This window comes from Microbacterium marinilacus (genome assembly GCF_019753765.1).
GTDB lineage: Bacteria > Actinomycetota > Actinomycetes > Actinomycetales > Microbacteriaceae > Microbacterium > Microbacterium marinilacus.
This window is the reverse complement of the sequence record NZ_JAIJZW010000001.1, coordinates 702343-716512: the sequence shown is the minus strand read 5'-3', so window position 1 is coordinate 716512 and position 14170 is coordinate 702343. Positions and strand designations below refer to the sequence as shown.

At 72.8% G+C, this 14170-nt stretch carries 13 protein-coding genes, 1 tRNA gene and 1 other RNA gene; 9 read left to right on the top strand and 6 right to left on the bottom strand.

Annotated elements, in window-relative coordinates; all coding sequences use genetic code 11:
• The first annotated feature begins 116 nt into the window (after positions 1 to 116).
• The 4 genes from K5S26_RS03265 to K5S26_RS03250 all read left to right on the top strand — a co-directional run bounded on the left by K5S26_RS03265 (position 117) and on the right by K5S26_RS03250 (position 3153).
• Positions 117 to 389, top strand: coding sequence for a hypothetical protein (locus tag K5S26_RS03265; protein ID WP_246603421.1), 273 nt, complete (start codon positions 117 to 119; stop codon positions 387 to 389).
• Between the two features lie 119 nt (positions 390 to 508).
• Complete coding sequence (locus K5S26_RS03260) at positions 509 to 988, top strand: MarR family winged helix-turn-helix transcriptional regulator (RefSeq protein WP_221855885.1); 480 nt, start codon at positions 509 to 511, stop codon at positions 986 to 988.
• The gene (locus tag K5S26_RS03255; RefSeq protein WP_221855884.1) at positions 985 to 2217 is read left to right on the top strand and encodes an MFS transporter; all 1233 of its coding nucleotides are present in this window, start codon (positions 985 to 987) and stop codon (positions 2215 to 2217) included. The genes K5S26_RS03260 and K5S26_RS03255 overlap by 4 nt, the downstream gene beginning before the upstream one ends.
• 306 nt (positions 2218 to 2523) lie before the next feature.
• Entirely contained in the window at positions 2524 to 3153 is a 630-nt protein-coding gene (locus K5S26_RS03250) for a GntR family transcriptional regulator (protein WP_221855882.1), read from the top strand.
• A gap of 23 nt (positions 3154 to 3176) precedes the next feature.
• On the opposite strand, the gene K5S26_RS19110 is transcribed toward K5S26_RS03250, so the two are convergent.
• From K5S26_RS19110 to K5S26_RS03230, 4 genes are all read right to left on the bottom strand, one after another.
• Positions 3177 to 4721: a helix-turn-helix transcriptional regulator gene (locus tag K5S26_RS19110; RefSeq protein WP_221855880.1), complete on the bottom strand. Its 1545-nt coding sequence runs from the start codon at positions 4719 to 4721 to the stop codon at positions 3177 to 3179.
• Positions 4718 to 6262, bottom strand: coding sequence for a helix-turn-helix transcriptional regulator (locus K5S26_RS03240; protein ID WP_221855879.1), 1545 nt, complete (start codon positions 6260 to 6262; stop codon positions 4718 to 4720). Before K5S26_RS03240 ends, K5S26_RS19110 begins: the two co-directional genes overlap by 4 nt.
• 188 nt (positions 6263 to 6450) lie before the next feature.
• The gene (locus K5S26_RS03235; protein ID WP_221855877.1) at positions 6451 to 7107 is read right to left on the bottom strand and encodes a hypothetical protein; all 657 of its coding nucleotides are present in this window, start codon (positions 7105 to 7107) and stop codon (positions 6451 to 6453) included.
• Between the two features lie 129 nt (positions 7108 to 7236).
• Positions 7237 to 7312 (bottom strand) — tRNA-Lys (locus K5S26_RS03230).
• A 167-nt stretch (positions 7313 to 7479) separates the two neighbouring features.
• Between K5S26_RS03230 and K5S26_RS03225 the strand changes: the two genes are divergently transcribed.
• From K5S26_RS03225 to K5S26_RS03215, 3 genes are read left to right on the top strand one after another with little or no spacing between them, the layout of a single operon-like run.
• Positions 7480 to 8340: an inositol monophosphatase family protein gene (locus K5S26_RS03225; protein WP_221855875.1), complete on the top strand. Its 861-nt coding sequence runs from the start codon at positions 7480 to 7482 to the stop codon at positions 8338 to 8340.
• Positions 8337 to 8906 carry a hypothetical protein gene (locus K5S26_RS03220; protein ID WP_221855873.1) on the top strand — a complete coding sequence of 190 codons (570 nt, stop codon included), beginning with the start codon at positions 8337 to 8339 and terminating at the stop codon, positions 8904 to 8906. The genes K5S26_RS03225 and K5S26_RS03220 overlap by 4 nt, the downstream gene beginning before the upstream one ends.
• 32 nt (positions 8907 to 8938) lie before the next feature.
• Positions 8939 to 9217, top strand: coding sequence for a hypothetical protein (locus tag K5S26_RS03215; protein ID WP_221855871.1), 279 nt, complete (start codon positions 8939 to 8941; stop codon positions 9215 to 9217).
• Positions 9218 to 9299: 82 nt separating this feature from the next.
• Here the strand turns inward: K5S26_RS03215 and ssrA are convergent.
• Positions 9300 to 9669: a transfer-messenger RNA gene (ssrA, locus tag K5S26_RS03210) on the bottom strand.
• A gap of 290 nt (positions 9670 to 9959) precedes the next feature.
• On the opposite strand from ssrA, the gene K5S26_RS03205 reads away from it, so the two are divergent.
• Both K5S26_RS03205 and K5S26_RS03200 read left to right on the top strand, forming a co-directional pair.
• Positions 9960 to 11261, top strand: a complete 1302-nt coding sequence (locus K5S26_RS03205; RefSeq protein ID WP_246603420.1) for a M20/M25/M40 family metallo-hydrolase — start codon at positions 9960 to 9962, stop codon at positions 11259 to 11261.
• Positions 11258 to 12730, top strand: coding sequence for an MFS transporter (locus K5S26_RS03200; protein WP_221855867.1), 1473 nt, complete (start codon positions 11258 to 11260; stop codon positions 12728 to 12730). Before K5S26_RS03205 ends, K5S26_RS03200 begins: the two co-directional genes overlap by 4 nt.
• Positions 12731 to 12823: 93 nt before the next feature.
• Here the strand turns inward: K5S26_RS03200 and K5S26_RS03195 are convergent, their stop codons facing one another.
• Positions 12824 to 14053 (bottom strand): CDP-glycerol glycerophosphotransferase family protein, encoded by a 1230-nt coding sequence (locus K5S26_RS03195; protein ID WP_221855865.1) that lies wholly within the window; start codon positions 14051 to 14053, stop codon positions 12824 to 12826.
• Positions 14054 to 14170 lie beyond the last annotated feature (117 nt).

Here is a 14170-nt window from a genome sequence, read left to right as displayed (position 1 = left end):
GCGGGCACCGTGGGGTTGACGCCCCATGCCGCGGCGGTTATGGCGCCCCTTCTCACGGCCTCACGACCGCCCGCAAGCCCCTGCGTCGGCGCCGAGCGAGCGCTACCGTGGGGGGCATGGCCATCCGCAAATACCTGACGGGCACCGGACTGATCGGAACGCTGACGAGCGGCTACGCGCTGCTGCGGGGCGCTGACGGTCAGCGCTTCACCTGGCGCACCGCGCTCGCGTGGGTGAGCTGGGGGATCACGCTCTCCCTCACGATCGGCACCATCATCGACATCCGCAACGCCAGCCGCGGCCGGACGGTCTCGGACGACTCGCCCATCAGCGGCAAGGAGGGCAAGTACTTCTCCGAGCGCGCGGCGGAGCGCTCCGGGCGTCGGTGATCGACGACTCTGCGGCATCGCCTCGTCGCTGAGACCTCTGCTCCCCCGCGCGGGCCGCTGAGACGTCGTCCGCTCCAGATGTGAATACCTTAGATATATATCAAGGTAATGTAGTTGCCATGGACCATGGAGCCGACCTCGAGGAACTGATCGTCGCCGCGCACGCTCTGACACGCGTCGCGGCACTGGAGACGCGGAACGAGGCGCCGTCGGCGCAGTGGCGGACGCTCGCCATCCTGCGCGAGCGCGGCCCCCTCCGCATCGGCGAGCTCGCGCACCTGAGCCGCGTCACCCAGCCCGGCATGACGAGGCTGGTGGGCACGATGGCGGACGCCGGGCTCGTCTCCCGAACGGCCGACGAGCAGGACTCGAGAGCCGTGCGGGCGGCCATCACCCCGCGCGGCGACGAGGCCTACGCCGCCTGGCGGCTGCAGCTCGTCGATGCGCTGCTGCCCCGGTTCGCGGGCCTGGACGACGACGAATGGGGCGCGGTGCGCACAGTCGCACGGCTGCTGGGCGAGCGGACGGATCCGGGATCGGGCGGTCCGGTCGCGGGCCGTGCCGAGGCGGACCCCGCAGAGGGGACGACCGCACGATGAGCGCCGAGCACGACAGCGGGGGCTCTCTCACCCGGCAGCCGATGGCGGTGTGGGCGGTGGCCTTCGCCTGCGTCGTGGCCTTCATGGGCATCGGCCTGGTGGACCCGATCCTGCCGGTGATCGCCGACGCCCTCGACGCGTCCGAGGTGCAGACCGAGCTGCTCTTCACCAGCTATCTCGTCGTGACGGGGCTGGCCATGCTCGTCACGAGCTTCATCTCGAGCCGGATCGGCGCCAAGCGGACCCTGCTGTGGGGCCTCGCGCTCATCGTCGCCTTCTCGCTGCTGTGCGCGCTCAGCGTCGCCGTCGACGTCGTCATCGGCTTCCGTGCGGGCTGGGGCCTCGGCAACGCCCTGTTCATCTCGACCGCCCTGGCGACCATCGTGGGAGCGACCACCGGCGGCAGCGGGGCGGCGATCGTGCTCTACGAGGCCGCCCTGGGGCTCGGCATGGCCGTCGGCCCCCTGCTGGGCGGCATCCTCGGCGAGGCGAGCTGGCGCGCGCCGTTCTTCGGCGTGGCGGTGCTCATGGCCATCGCGTTCGTTGCGATCCTCGTGCTGCTGCGCTCCCCCGCCGAGCGGCCGAGCCCCATCCCCCTGGCCGCGCCGATCCGTGCCCTGCGCCGCCCGGCCCTCGGCGTGCTCGCGGCGACGGCGGTGTTCTACAACATCGCTTTCTTCGTGCTGCTCGCCTACTCGCCGTTCCCGCTCGGCTTCGGCGCCATCGGCATCGGGCTGACGTTCTTCGGCTGGGGCCTCGCACTGGCCGTGACGAGCATCTGGGGCGCACCGCTGCTGCTCCGCTTCATGCGGCGAACGACCGTGCTCCTGGTCGTGCTGCCGCTGCTCGCAGCCGACCTCGCGGTCGCGGGGGTCGTGGTGTCCACGCCATCCGCCCTCGTGACGTGCATCGTGGTCGGCGGGCTCCTGCTCGGCATCTGCAACACGGTCCTGACGGAGTCCGTGATGGAGGCGACGGACCTGCCCCGCCAGGTGGCGTCGTCCTCGTACTCGGCGGTGCGGTTCCTCGGCGGCGCCGCGGCGCCCCCGATCGCTGCAGCCCTCGGCCATGCCCTCGGGGACACGGCGCCCTACCTCTTCGCCGCGTCCTCCGCCCTCGTCGCGACCCTCGTCCTGCTGCTCGGACGCCGCGCCCTCGGCACGGTCGACGCGCGCGTGGCCGACGAGCTGGAGGAGGCGGCGGCGATCGGCGCCGGAGACGCCGCTTGATCGCCCGCGGGGCGATCGCCTGGACGGCCTCCCCGGCAAACAGGTGATGCGGTGGGTGAAATCCGGCGACGACGCACCTCAACCGCGCGCCTCGTCGCCGGAATTCGGCCGTCCCGGCATATCGTTGCCTCACCGCACGTAGGTCCGGACCAGGCACACCCGATCCCGCCTCCCCCCGTCCGCCCGACAGTGCGCACCCCGGCGAAGGCCACCACGGTCGGCACACCCCCTGGTGCCCTCGATCCCTGACACCACCGTGCGTCGCCTTCCGGGGTCCTCCCCACACAGGATTGCAAGGAGCAGACGATGATCGAGACGCTCGAGATCACCCCCGTACGACTGAGCGACATGGTCGCCGAGCGCATCGCGGCGGCCATCATGGACGGCCGGCTGCCGGCCGGATCGCGAGTGCGCGACCACGACCTCGCCGAGCAGCTGGGCGTGTCGCGCATGCCGGTGCGCGAGGCGCTGCAGCGACTGCAGCGGGTCGGGCTGATCGAGACGGCGGCGAGCCGCTACACGCGCGTGACCGAGGTGTCGCCGAGGATCGCGCACGCGACGCGACAGTTCTCCGGCCACTACATGATCTCGCTCGTGCGCATCGCGCTGGCCAGGATGGATCGCACCGCGCGTCTCGAGTCGTCGCACGCGATCGACGCGATCATCACCCGCCTGGACGCGGGCGGCGGCACCGGCGCCGCCCGGCGGGAGCTGCAGTCGCTGCTGGTCGACCTCGCCGACAACGCCTTCGTCTCGACGATGTCGGGCGACATCGGCATCGCGATCCAACGCAACCTCGGGGTCATCCCGCTGCCGTTCGACGGCCCCGGCGAGCTCGCCGAGAGCTACCGCGAGCTGCGCGACGCGATGCTCGAGGGCGATGCGGACGCCGGCGAGCGCATCATCCGCGCGCAGTTCGACATCGCCGACGAGTGACCGCGGGCCCGTGAGCCCGCGGCTCAGAGCAGGCCGTGCTCGCGAGCGGCCGCGACGAGCTCGGAGCGCCTCGTGACGCCGAGCTTCCGATAGACGGCCTGCAGCTGCGTCTTGACGGTGTTCTCCGAGACGGCGAGCCGCTCCGCCGCCTGGCGCACGGACAGCCCCGAGCCGATCGTCTGCGTGACCCTCCGCTCCTGCGGCGTCAACGGCACGAACACGTGAGCGAGCGTCGGGCGGCGCATGCGCGGGCTGTGCATCGCGTTGAGCGACGGGCTGTCGGCGCGCCCGACCAGCGCCGCCAGCGCGGCCAGCTCGTCTTGTGAGACGAGCCCTAGCGCGGCCGGCAGCCGATGACGGTCCGCGAGGTCGACCGCGCGCCCGAACACCTGCCGGGCGGCGTCACGCGATCCGCTGCGCAGCTTCACGACCGCGAGCACCGCGAGCGCCTCGACCGCGAATCGCGGCATCACCGCGCCGGCTTCGTACGCCATGATCGCGGCGAGCTCGGCCGCCTGACCGTCGCCGCGATGCAGCAGAGCCGACGCGCGACGCGCCTCGACGAACGCCGGCCGCCGGCCCGGCTCCCCGTCGAGGACGCTCAGCGCCTGAGCGGGACGTCCGTCGAGCACCAGCCGATACGACTCCGCGTACGCCAGCGCGGCGCGATTGAGCGGAGCGCCCAGCAGCGCCCTCGGCGACACCTCGCAGACGCGCCGCAGCCGCTCGTCCGCGCGCTCCGCGTCGTCCCCGCCGAGGTGGATCGCGTACATGGAACCGGCACTCGCCGCGAGGATCCGGTGATCGAACAGGTGGTCCCCCGAGAGCGACGAGAGCGCCTCGAGCGCGCCGGCGAAGTCGAGTCGATCGCCGCGACGCATCGACTGCGCGATGCGTATGGGGGACGCTCCTGCGCCGTGCTCCGCATCGATCCGCCCCAGGATCTTGGCGCGCTCGATCCACTGCGCCGCGGCGCCGGAGCGCCCCGCGAACGCCTGCAGCCAGGCCATCTCCGCCGCTGCCCGCGCGGCCGTCTCATGGTCGTCGCGGGCGAGGGCCCAGGAGAACGCCTCGTCGAGCTGCTCCTCCGGTTGCGTGTCCCACCCCGTGTGCGGCATGGGGCCGCCCACCACGAAGGCGAGCGCCCACTCGAACATGAGCCGCGGCGCGAACGACGGCACCTCCCCGCGGCCGGAGATCCGATGGAACGCGTCCCTCGCCGCGAAAGCGCTCTCGACGGCGACCGCGATCTCCCCCGCGACGCGCGCGGAGCGGCTGCGTGCGGTGAGCTCCGCGATCTCCCGCCAGCCGGCGTCGTCGACCGCGGCATCGAGCGCGCCGGGCGGTGCGGACAGACGGCGGCGACCGAGCAGCTGGAGCCCGTCCCACCGCGGCCGCCCGGAGAGGAGATGCGGGGGGACGGCCTCCGCCACCGCCCGCAGGACCGCGACGTGGGCGGCTCGGAGGACGTCCCAGTCGGCCTCCGCGAGCGCGACCGCGCGGTCCCACTGGGAGTCCGCCAGCGCGAGGTACACGCCGCCGAGCACCCCGGCTGCCGGTCCGTTCACAGGAGTCCTCGCGTCCGCGCCACGACCGACAGCCCCTGGCGGTCGTGCACGCCCAGCTTGCGGTACAGCGAGCGCACCTGCGTCTTCACGGTGTTCGCCGACACCGTGAGCCGCGCAGCCGCCTCGACCACGGTGAGGCCGCCCGCGAGAAGCGAGAGCACCGTCCGTTCCCGCGCAGTGAGCCGATGATCGAGGCCGGCCGACGGGAACGCCACGGAGGTGTCCACGACGTGTCGCGCCAGCCTCGCCCCCGGGTCGGCGGCAGGCAGCACGGCGCCCAGCGCCCGCAGCTCGTCGGCGGGCACGATCGTCAGCGCGACGAGCAGGCGGTGCTCGTCGATCACCCGCAGCGCGCGCGAGAAGGTCTCGGCCGCGCGGCCGTCGTCCCCGCGCCGCAGCTCGATCGCCGCGCGGGCCACCAGGGCGTCGGCGCGCACCCGCGGCGACAGCGTCGGCGCTGCGAGGATGCGGGACGTGAGCGACGACGCGCGCTCGTGCTCCCCGAGCAGATGCAGGAGCGAGGCCGCGCGCCCCGCCTCGAAGCTCAGCTCCTGCGACGGCTGAGCGTCGGGAAGCGCCCGCAGCGCGCGTTCCGGCTGTCCCGACCGCTGCAGAAGGCGCGACCGTGCCGCCCCGAGGACGACGGCGTTGAGCCGAGCGCTCGTCCAGCCGTCGTAGACCGCCTCGATCTCCCCGTTCAGGTGCGCCAGAGCGGTGTCGGGGTCGCACAGCGGATCGTGCGCGTCCACCAGCGCGCCCAGCGCGCGCCGCAGCAGCTCGTGCTCACGGGCGTCCTCGATCGCCGCGAGCTCGGACCGCGCCCCGGCCAGATCGAGCTCGTCGAGCAGCAGCAGCGCTCGCGCGATGCGATCGGACTCACGGGTGCCCCGCACGTCCGGCTGATCCGCTCTCAGCTGCTCGAGGCGCAGGAGCCAGCCGAGCGACGCGCCCCGCCGGCCCGACACGGCGGCGAGCCAGGCGAGCTCCGCCGCGGCATCCATCGCCGCGCGCGGGTGACGGAGCTCCGTCGCGAGGGAGAACGCGCGCTCGAACAGCACGACGGCGTCGTCGGCGTGCCCCGCGAACGCCGAGATCTGCGCCCATTCCTGGTGGACCTCCGCGAGATTGAAACGCCCTCCCTCGAGGTCGCGGGGCGTGGCCGCCCGCAGCAGCTGTCGCGCCTGGGCCGTCAGGCCCAGGGCCTCGTCGAGCCGTCCGCGGGACCGTGCCGCCATCGCCCGCGCCGTCAGCGCGACGATCCGCTCGTTGGCGGAGGACCCCGGTGGCAGCGGCAGGTCGGGGGCGACCCATACCGTCGGCCGCAGCCGCCCGAGCGCCGCGTGCCTGAGTCCCTGCCTGACGACCGCCCAGGAGGGGTGCGCGCGCAGCACCTCGTCGGCGACGGCGCGGCGCACCTCTCCGCGGAAGCTGGACAGGAACGACCAGTGCCGCTCGGCGAGCGCGATGGCACGCTCGTGGTCGCCGGCGGCGAGGGCGCGGAAGATCGCGCTGACCCGCGGGTCCTCCGCCTGCTGCGCCATGCGATCCACATCTCTCGTCCGAAGGCACGCGTGGCCGGCGCCGGCTGATGCCCGAGATGCCATTGTGTCCGACGATCGGCTGATCGGACGAGAAAACCTCGGTCTCCGGGAGGCGATGCGACGGAGGATCCCCTCGCCACCGGCAGACTGCCGGTCGAGCGAACGCGCGCCCCGCGACGGGTGGAACGCTACCGGCGCGCCTCGGTGAGGGCGGCGTCGCGCTCGTCCCGCCACGACGATCGGTACGGATACGCCGCGTCCTTCTCATCGGCCTCGACGACCGCCGCGGAGGCGACCGCGAGCCGCCTGACCTCGTCGGCGTCCCGTCCGTGCCCCAGCGGGAAGGCGAACTTGCCGCGGAAGTGGGCCATCCAGAGGACGACGAGGTCGCGATCGTCCACGAGTCCCTCCGGCGTCCGCGTGCCCCTCTCGCTGCGGACGATGCGCCAGCCCGCGCCCCCGTCCGGCGCGGCGAGGAAGTCCGGGTCGTCGAGCCAGCGCCACTCGCCGGCGCTGCCCCGCGTCGGAGCACCCGATCGAGGACGCAGCGACCGTGCGAGAGCGTCGGGCGTCCACGGCGCGGGGAACCAGCTCGTCAGGCTGACCGAGAGCTCGAGCGGCGTGAGCCACTGCGTGTCCCGATCGTCGGGCCGCCGTCTCGGGCGTTCGAGCGCGAGCGACAGCGCGACGGTGGACAGCGAGGGGGCCCCGCCGTCGACGAGGGCCAGGTGGAGCTGGAGCTTCCGCGCATACGCCGCGTGCGCGCCCTCGTCCTCGAACGGGGGCAGCGGGATGGTCGGGTCGACCGGCGATCCCCACGGCGCGTCCTCCGCCCAGAACCCCATGACCGATCTCCCCTCCGGGCGACGCAGTGCCGGCCCCGCTCTGTCTATCAGCCGATGTCGGTCCCGTGGGCGCATTCGTCCCCGAACGCCAGACGGCCCGCCTCCGAGGAGGACGGGCCGTCTGGCTGATGGTGCACCCCCTGGGACTTGAACCCAGAACCCACTGATTAAGAGTCAGTTGCTCTGCCGATTGAGCTAGAGGTGCATGGTGCGGAGAGGATTTCTCGCTCTCTCGAACCGAGGGACTACGTTACCAGGCGGGTCGCCGTCGCGCCAATCGGCGCGGCCCGGCGCACGACTCGGGCGTGTCCGGTCGCGACATGCGCGCGAGCGCCGCCGGGTCACCGCACGGTCCGCCGGTATCCTGATCCCGTGAATCCCGCCGCGCCCACGTCCCCGGTCTCCCAGGGCGATCTCGGCGCGGACCTGCGCCTCGCGCTCGACCTCGCGGACGCCGCCGATGCCCAGACCCTGCCGCGCTTCGACGCGGCCGACCTCGACGTGTCCCGCAAGGCCGACAGCACGCACGTCACCGACTCCGACCTCGCGGCGGAGCGCGCCGTGCGCCGGCTCCTGGCCGAGCGGCGTCCCGAGGACGGCGTGCTCGGCGAGGAGTACGGATCGGACGACGCGGCGGGCTCCGCCGACGCGTCGTCGCGCCGGTGGATCATCGACCCGATCGACGGGACGGCCAACTTCCTGCGCGGCGTGCCGGTGTGGGGCACGATGATCGGCCTGCAGATCGACGGCACGATGCGTCTCGGCGTGGTCAGCTCGCCGGCGCTCGGTCGGCGCTGGTGGGGCGCGGAGGGCCTCGGCGCCTGGACCAGCGCCCCGGGCGGCGAGCCCCGCCCGATCCGCGTGTCGGACGTCGCGACGCTCGACGACGCGAGCGTCAGCTTCCAGAGCATCGCGCAGTGGGACGGCGCGGGCCGGCTCGACGCCCTCGTCGCACTGACCCGGCGCGTCTGGCGGGACCGCGCGTACGGCGACATCTGGTCGTACATGCTGCTCGCCGAGGGGCGGCTCGAGATGGTCGGCGAGTTCGACGTGAAGGAGTACGACCTCGCGGCGGCGGCGGCGATCGTCACCGCCGCCGGCGGCCGGTTCTCCTCGTTCGACGGCACGCCGACGATCGCGGCGGGATCGGCGGTCGCGACGAACGGCGTGCTGCACGACGCGATCCTCGACGTGCTGCACAGCCCGGCCTCTCCGGACACGGGCCCCCGATGACGACGCTGCGCCGCGTCGGCGGTCGGACCGCGAGCCTCCTGCTGGTGGCCGTGGCGTCGCTCGCGCTGGCATCGTGCGGCGCCGGCTCCCCCGACCCGGCCGACCCCGACGCGGCGCCGACCGGCATGCCCTCCGCCGACGCCACCTCCGGGCCCGCGAACCCCGACGCCCAGCCCACGTGCGACACGATCATCCCCGAGTCGCTCGTGTCCGATTTCGAGGGCTATGGGATGTCGTCGCAGGAGGAGCCGTTCCTGGTCGGCCCGGACCAGGAGCTCGAGGGCGGCATCCAGTGCACCTGGGGCAACCTCGACGTGGCGACCGACGACGTGCAGATCTACGGCTGGGCGCCGATCGACGCCCAGCGCGCCGCCGAGCTCCAGGCCTACCTGGAGGAGCAGGGCTGGGTGCGCGAGGAGGCGGACGGCTACGTCTACGTCAGCGAGGACCCCGAGCTCGCGATGCACGTCGACGACGACGGCTACGGCATGACCTACGCCTTCGGCGAGGACCACGTGCTGCTCGCGGACACGAAGCAGGGCATCACGCTGGTCACCTGGCGCTGACGCCGCGGCCCCCGCCGGTAGACTCGACTCCCGTGCTGATCGGCGTCATTCGTCCCACCGAATCCCAGGACCTCACCGCGGAGGGCGACTCCCTCGCCGCCATCGGCGACGCGCTCAGGACGCAGGTGCCGGAGGGGTGGCAGCTCACCGACTCCAAGGTGACCATGCCGAAGGGATCGACGATGCTGACGGCGGTCGGCCGCATGGCGCGCTGGGGCGAGACGCGCGAGATCCAAGGCGCCGACGTCGCGGCACTGGAGGCGCAGGTGCCGGACGGGTGGGCGCTGCTCTCGGTGCGCTCGACCGACTGACGTCCGGCCCCGAAAACGCGAGAAGCCCCGCGATCCTCACTGTCGTGAAGGATCGCGGGGCTTCCGCTCGATGCGACAACGTCCGTGGAGCTGGGGGGAATCGAACCCCCGTCCAGCGCCGAGTCTCTGGGGCTTCTCCGGGCGCAGTCTGTGAGAGCGTTCTGCTCGGCTCCGACCTTTGTCACAGACACCTAAGTCGACGAGCCCAGTCGAGGACGAGTCCCGCGTGACGTCTCGACACCGTCACGCAGCGAGATCCCTAGATGACGCCAGGATCCGTGTCGGGATCGACCACGGTCTGACGGACTATCGAGCTCGCTTACGCAGCGAGGGCGAAGTCAGTGCGCTTGGATTCGGCACTTATTGGTTTGCGGGGAGCGTTAACGAGATAACCCTGCATCCTCGGCCCGCTTCTCGCAGATTCACAAGCACTGTCGAAACCGATCAGCCCCGTGATTCCCTCGAAAGAAGGAGGCGTTGTCGCACTGTGGAGTTGCCATCCCGACGCTGACGCCGGGCCGTCTCGACGTCGTGCGCCGAGCTTCACAGACTACAACGGATCCCCCGGCGACGCCATTCCCGGCCGCCCCACGGCGCGCGTGCCGTCTCACGCGCCGCCCGCTCACGCACCGGCCCAGCCGTGCCCTAATGTGAGCGCATGGCAGACCCGTGCCCTTCCCCTTCCCCCGCGCGGCCGCGCGAGGCGCCGCGCCGCGACGGCATCGGCGAGCGTCTCTCACGGATGATCCGCATCCCCACCGTCAGCGCCGAACGAGAGACCCGCGGCGCGCAGCCGTTCGAGGACTTCGTCGCCTTGCTGGCCGAGCTCTATCCGCGCGCGCACCGCGAGCTGGAACTGGAGCGCATCACCGACCTCGGTCTGCTCTATCGATGGCCCGGCGCATCCGACGCCGCGCCCGTGGTGCTGATGGCGCACTTCGACGTGGTGCCCGCCGACGAGACGGACGGCTGGACGCACCCGCCGTTCGACGGGCGGATCGTCGACGGCTGGGTGCACGGACGCGGTGCGCTCGACGACAAGGGGCCGCTGCTGGTGGTGCTCGAAGCCGTCGAGGACCTGCTCGCGTCCGGGTTCCGGCCCCTCCGCGACGTCTATCTGTCTTTCGGGGGCAACGAGGAGACCTACGGCCACGCCGCCGCCGCGATCGCCCGGGCCCTGCACGACCGGGGCGTCGAGCCCTGGCTGGTCATCGACGAGGGCGGCGCCGTCGTCGACGCTCCCCTGCCGTTCGTGTCGGGCCGCGCGGCGATGATCGGCGTCGGCGAGAAGGGCGTCGCCACGTTCCGTCTCACGGCCCAGGGTGATGGCGGCCATGCGTCCGCGCCGCACGGTCCCACGGCGGTGGCGCGCGTGGCCCGCGCGGTCGCGCGGCTCGGTGCGGGCACGTTCCGCGCCCGCACGCCCGTCGCGATCTCGCGCATGCTCCGCGTCCTGTCCGAGCGCGCGAACGGACCGGCCTCCCTCCTGCTGCGCGCGCTCGCGGCGTTGCGCCCCGTCACGGCGCGGGCTTTCGCGGCCGCGGGCGGAGAGCCGGCGGCGCTCGTCCGCACCACGATCGCGGCGACCGTCCAGGACGGCGGATCGGCGGCCAACGTGCTGCCGGCGCGTGCCTCCGCGACGCTCAACGTGCGGATCCTGCCGGGCGAGACCGTCGACGGGACGCTGCGACGGATCCGCCGCCGCGTCGCCGACGGCGGGGTGACGGTAGAGGTGCTCGAGGGGAGCGACCCCTCCCCCGAGTCGCCCATCGACGGACCGCAGTTCGCCGCCATCGCCGCAGCCTCGCTCGCCGCCTATCCCGATGCCCTGCCGGCGCCGTACATCATGATGCAGGCCAGCGACGCCCGCCACTTCCACCGGTTCTGGCCCGCCGTGTACCGGTTCGCCCCGCTGGAGATGTCGGCGGCGCAGCGCGCCGGCATCCACGGCGTCGACGAGCGCGTCGAGATCTCGTCGCTCGAGCGCGGCCGGGACTTCCACGTGGCCCTGCTGTCCTCCCTCTCGCCGGCGACCTCGGCATGACTGCGGCCGTCCGCCCGCCCCGGGCGCGCCTGGGCGCGCTCCTCGGAGTCGTCGGTTTCCTCGCTTTCGTGGAGTTCACGAGCGGCGTCCTGCAGGGCTACTACACGCCCATGCTCACCGACATCGCGCGCAACCTCGGCGTCCACGACGCCGACGTGAACTGGCTGGAGGGCTCGCAGCTGATGCTGTCGGCGCTCGTCGTCCCGATCTTCGCGAAGCTCGGCGACATGGTCGGGCACAAGCGCATGCTGCTGGTGTCCACCGCGCTCACCGCCGCCGCGTCGCTCGCGCTGCCGTTCACCGACTCGTTCGCCGTCTTCCTCGCGGCGTGGGCGCTGCAGGGCTTCTACGTCGTCTGGCTGCCGCTCGAGATCGCCCTGATCTGGTCGCGGTCCCGCGCGACCGGCGCGGGCGCGCTGCTGACAGCGCGCGCCGCCGGCCTGCTCGTCGCGGCGCTCGAGGCCGGCGCGATCTCCGGCGCCCTCATCGGCGGGGCGTTGATCGACGCGCTGCCGCTGTGGATCGTTCTGCTGATCCCGGCGATCGCGGTCGTGGCCTGTTTCTTCGTCATCCTGCTCGGCGTCACCGAGTCGCCCGACCTGCACGGAGGCCGCTTCGACACGACCGGCGTCGTGCTGCTGACCCTCGCCCTGCTCGCCTTCACGGGCGGCCTGAGCGTCCTCCGCCTGGATGCGGGCATCTTCGCCTGGCTCCTGACCGCGGGCGGACTCGCGCTGCTCTGGCCGTTCGCGGTCTGGGAGCGGCGCACCCCCGATCCTCTGATCGATGTGCGGACGTTCGCAGACCCCGCGCTGTGGCCCGTGTTCCTGACCGCCGGGCTGTTCGGCGTGAGCGTGCTCGGCGCACAGGCGCCGCTGTCGACGTTCGCGCGCACGGACCCGGCCGTCTACGGGTACGGGCTTGGCACCACCGGCTTCGCGACCTCGCTCATCATCGGCCTCTATCTCGTCGCGATGATCGTGGGCGCCCTGTCCTATCCCGTCGCCGCGCGGCTCGGGACACCGCGGCGGGCGTTGATCGGCGCCAGCATGCTCGTGGGGGTCGGGTATCTGATGTTCCTGCCGTTCCACGACGCGTACGGACAGCTCGTCACCAACATGGCCATCGCCGGACTCGGCTCGGGCGCGCTCGTCGCCGCCCTGCCCGCCGCAGCGGCGGCCGCCGCGCCCGCGCGCGCCACCGGCCAGGCCACGGGCCTCACCAACGGCGTGAAGACCGTCGGCGGCGCGATCGCGTCCTGCGTGTTCGGCATCGCGCTCCTGAACGGCGCCCAGGGGGCGGCCGAGGGCACGGCAGGCTCGTTCGCCGGCTATGTGACCGTGTGGATCGTCTGCGGGCTCACGGGCCTCGCCGCCGCGGCCGCGCTCGTGCTGGTGCCGCGGAACGCGTTCACCGACCGCGCGGCGGGCGCCGTCGAGGTCGCCGGTCCCGCGGGAACCGCCTCGTAGGAGATATCCACGGCGTCGGAGCCGCTCGACCTCCAGGCTCCTACCCTGTGGATGACTCCTCTGCCGTGGCGGCGACGGACGAAGCGGATCCGGTCACCGGGCGGAGCGCGCGTTCCACTCGTCCCACTTCGACATGAGCTGCTCGATCGCCGCGTGGAAGCGTGCCGTCGCCGCGCCCGGCGAGGTGTCGCCGAAGTAGTGGCCGACCCAGTGGTGCAGGCGCTCGGTGGCTCCGGGGTCGGACAGCACGCGGTCGATCGCGTCCTCCACCCGCGGGGCGTCCTCGGCGCGCAGCCACTCGCACGCCGAGAGGTAGCCGCCCTCGTCGATCTCCGCCTCCGCGGCGACCGGGCGGGTGATGAGCAGCGGCCGGTCGGCGGCGAGACGGTCGTACACCATCGCCGAGATGTCGGCGATGGCGACATCGGCCGCGGCGAGCTGCCAGCCGAGCTCGGGCCCGTCGTCGTAGACGTGGTGCGCGGACGGGTCGGCGTCGTTCGCCGACTTCAGCGCCTGGATGATCCGCTGGTTCGCGGCGCCGAACTCGGCGTCGACGACCCCGCTGCGCGGATGCGGCCGGTAGATCACGCGATGACGGCCGGTGGCGAGGAGAGCCGTGACCAGGGCCTCGCCATGGCTCTTCACGGATCCGTACAGCGCGGCCGGCCTGTCGCCCTCCCACGTCGGCGCGTACAGCACCACGGTGCGCTCGTCAGGTGTGTACGGCAGCTCGCCCGAGTAGTGGTCGGCCTGCGGCCTGCCGATCTCGATCGCGCGACGCTCGACGTCGAAGTCCCACAGTGTGCGGGTCAGGCGCTCGCGCGCGGCCTGCCCGGCGATCAGCGCGTAGTCGTAGGCCTTGTACTGGTTCGTCGTCATGTACATCTTGTCCGACTCGCCGTGGTTGATGAACACGTGCCACCGCTCGCCGTAGCGGAACATCTGGAAGTTGCGCGTGTTCTGGTTCACGTACAGGACGATGCGGATGTCCTGCGAGGCGAGGAAGCGCTCCATGTCGCGCACGGACGGCACGTACGCCACGGGGATCGCGTCGTCCGCCAGCAGCGCGGCGGCGCCCGTGGCGTTGCGCGACATCACCACGACGGGGTGGGCCTCGGCCAGTCCTGCCAGCGGCCGGTACCACTGGCGCATCTGGTACATGTTCACCGCGCCGTCGGCGAAGTACACCGCGACGCGGTAGCTGCGCGGGGTGTGGGGCGGCCGCGCGGCGACCGCCGCACGGATCGCGCGCTTGGCGTCACGGGCTGCGAGGGCCTTCCGGAAGAGCTCGACTGCCTTCTTCACGTCCCGCGCAATGCCCATCCGACAAGCCTAGCCAGCGGGCTCTCGGCGCCCCTCGTGGGATGATCGTCGAATGCGTAACGATCCCGCCGAGCGGCCTCCGTCGTCTCCGCGGGACCGGCCCCGGCACGACGGGCG

Coding starts and splice junctions, on each gene's coding strand:
- K5S26_RS03265 (WP_246603421.1), top strand. CDS start 117: ATGGCCATCCGCAAATACCTGACGGGCACCGGACTGATCGGAACGCTG.
- K5S26_RS03260 (WP_221855885.1), top strand. CDS start 509: ATGGACCATGGAGCCGACCTCGAGGAACTGATCGTCGCCGCGCACGCT.
- K5S26_RS03255 (WP_221855884.1), top strand. CDS start 985: ATGAGCGCCGAGCACGACAGCGGGGGCTCTCTCACCCGGCAGCCGATG.
- K5S26_RS03250 (WP_221855882.1), top strand. CDS start 2,524: ATGATCGAGACGCTCGAGATCACCCCCGTACGACTGAGCGACATGGTC.
- K5S26_RS03240 (WP_221855879.1), bottom strand. CDS start 6,262: ATGGCGCAGCAGGCGGAGGACCCGCGGGTCAGCGCGATCTTCCGCGCC.
- K5S26_RS03235 (WP_221855877.1), bottom strand. CDS start 7,107: ATGGGGTTCTGGGCGGAGGACGCGCCGTGGGGATCGCCGGTCGACCCG.
- K5S26_RS03220 (WP_221855873.1), top strand. CDS start 8,337: ATGACGACGCTGCGCCGCGTCGGCGGTCGGACCGCGAGCCTCCTGCTG.
- K5S26_RS03205 (WP_246603420.1), top strand. CDS start 9,960: ATGATCCGCATCCCCACCGTCAGCGCCGAACGAGAGACCCGCGGCGCG.
- K5S26_RS03200 (WP_221855867.1), top strand. CDS start 11,258: ATGACTGCGGCCGTCCGCCCGCCCCGGGCGCGCCTGGGCGCGCTCCTC.
- K5S26_RS03195 (WP_221855865.1), bottom strand. CDS start 14,053: ATGGGCATTGCGCGGGACGTGAAGAAGGCAGTCGAGCTCTTCCGGAAG.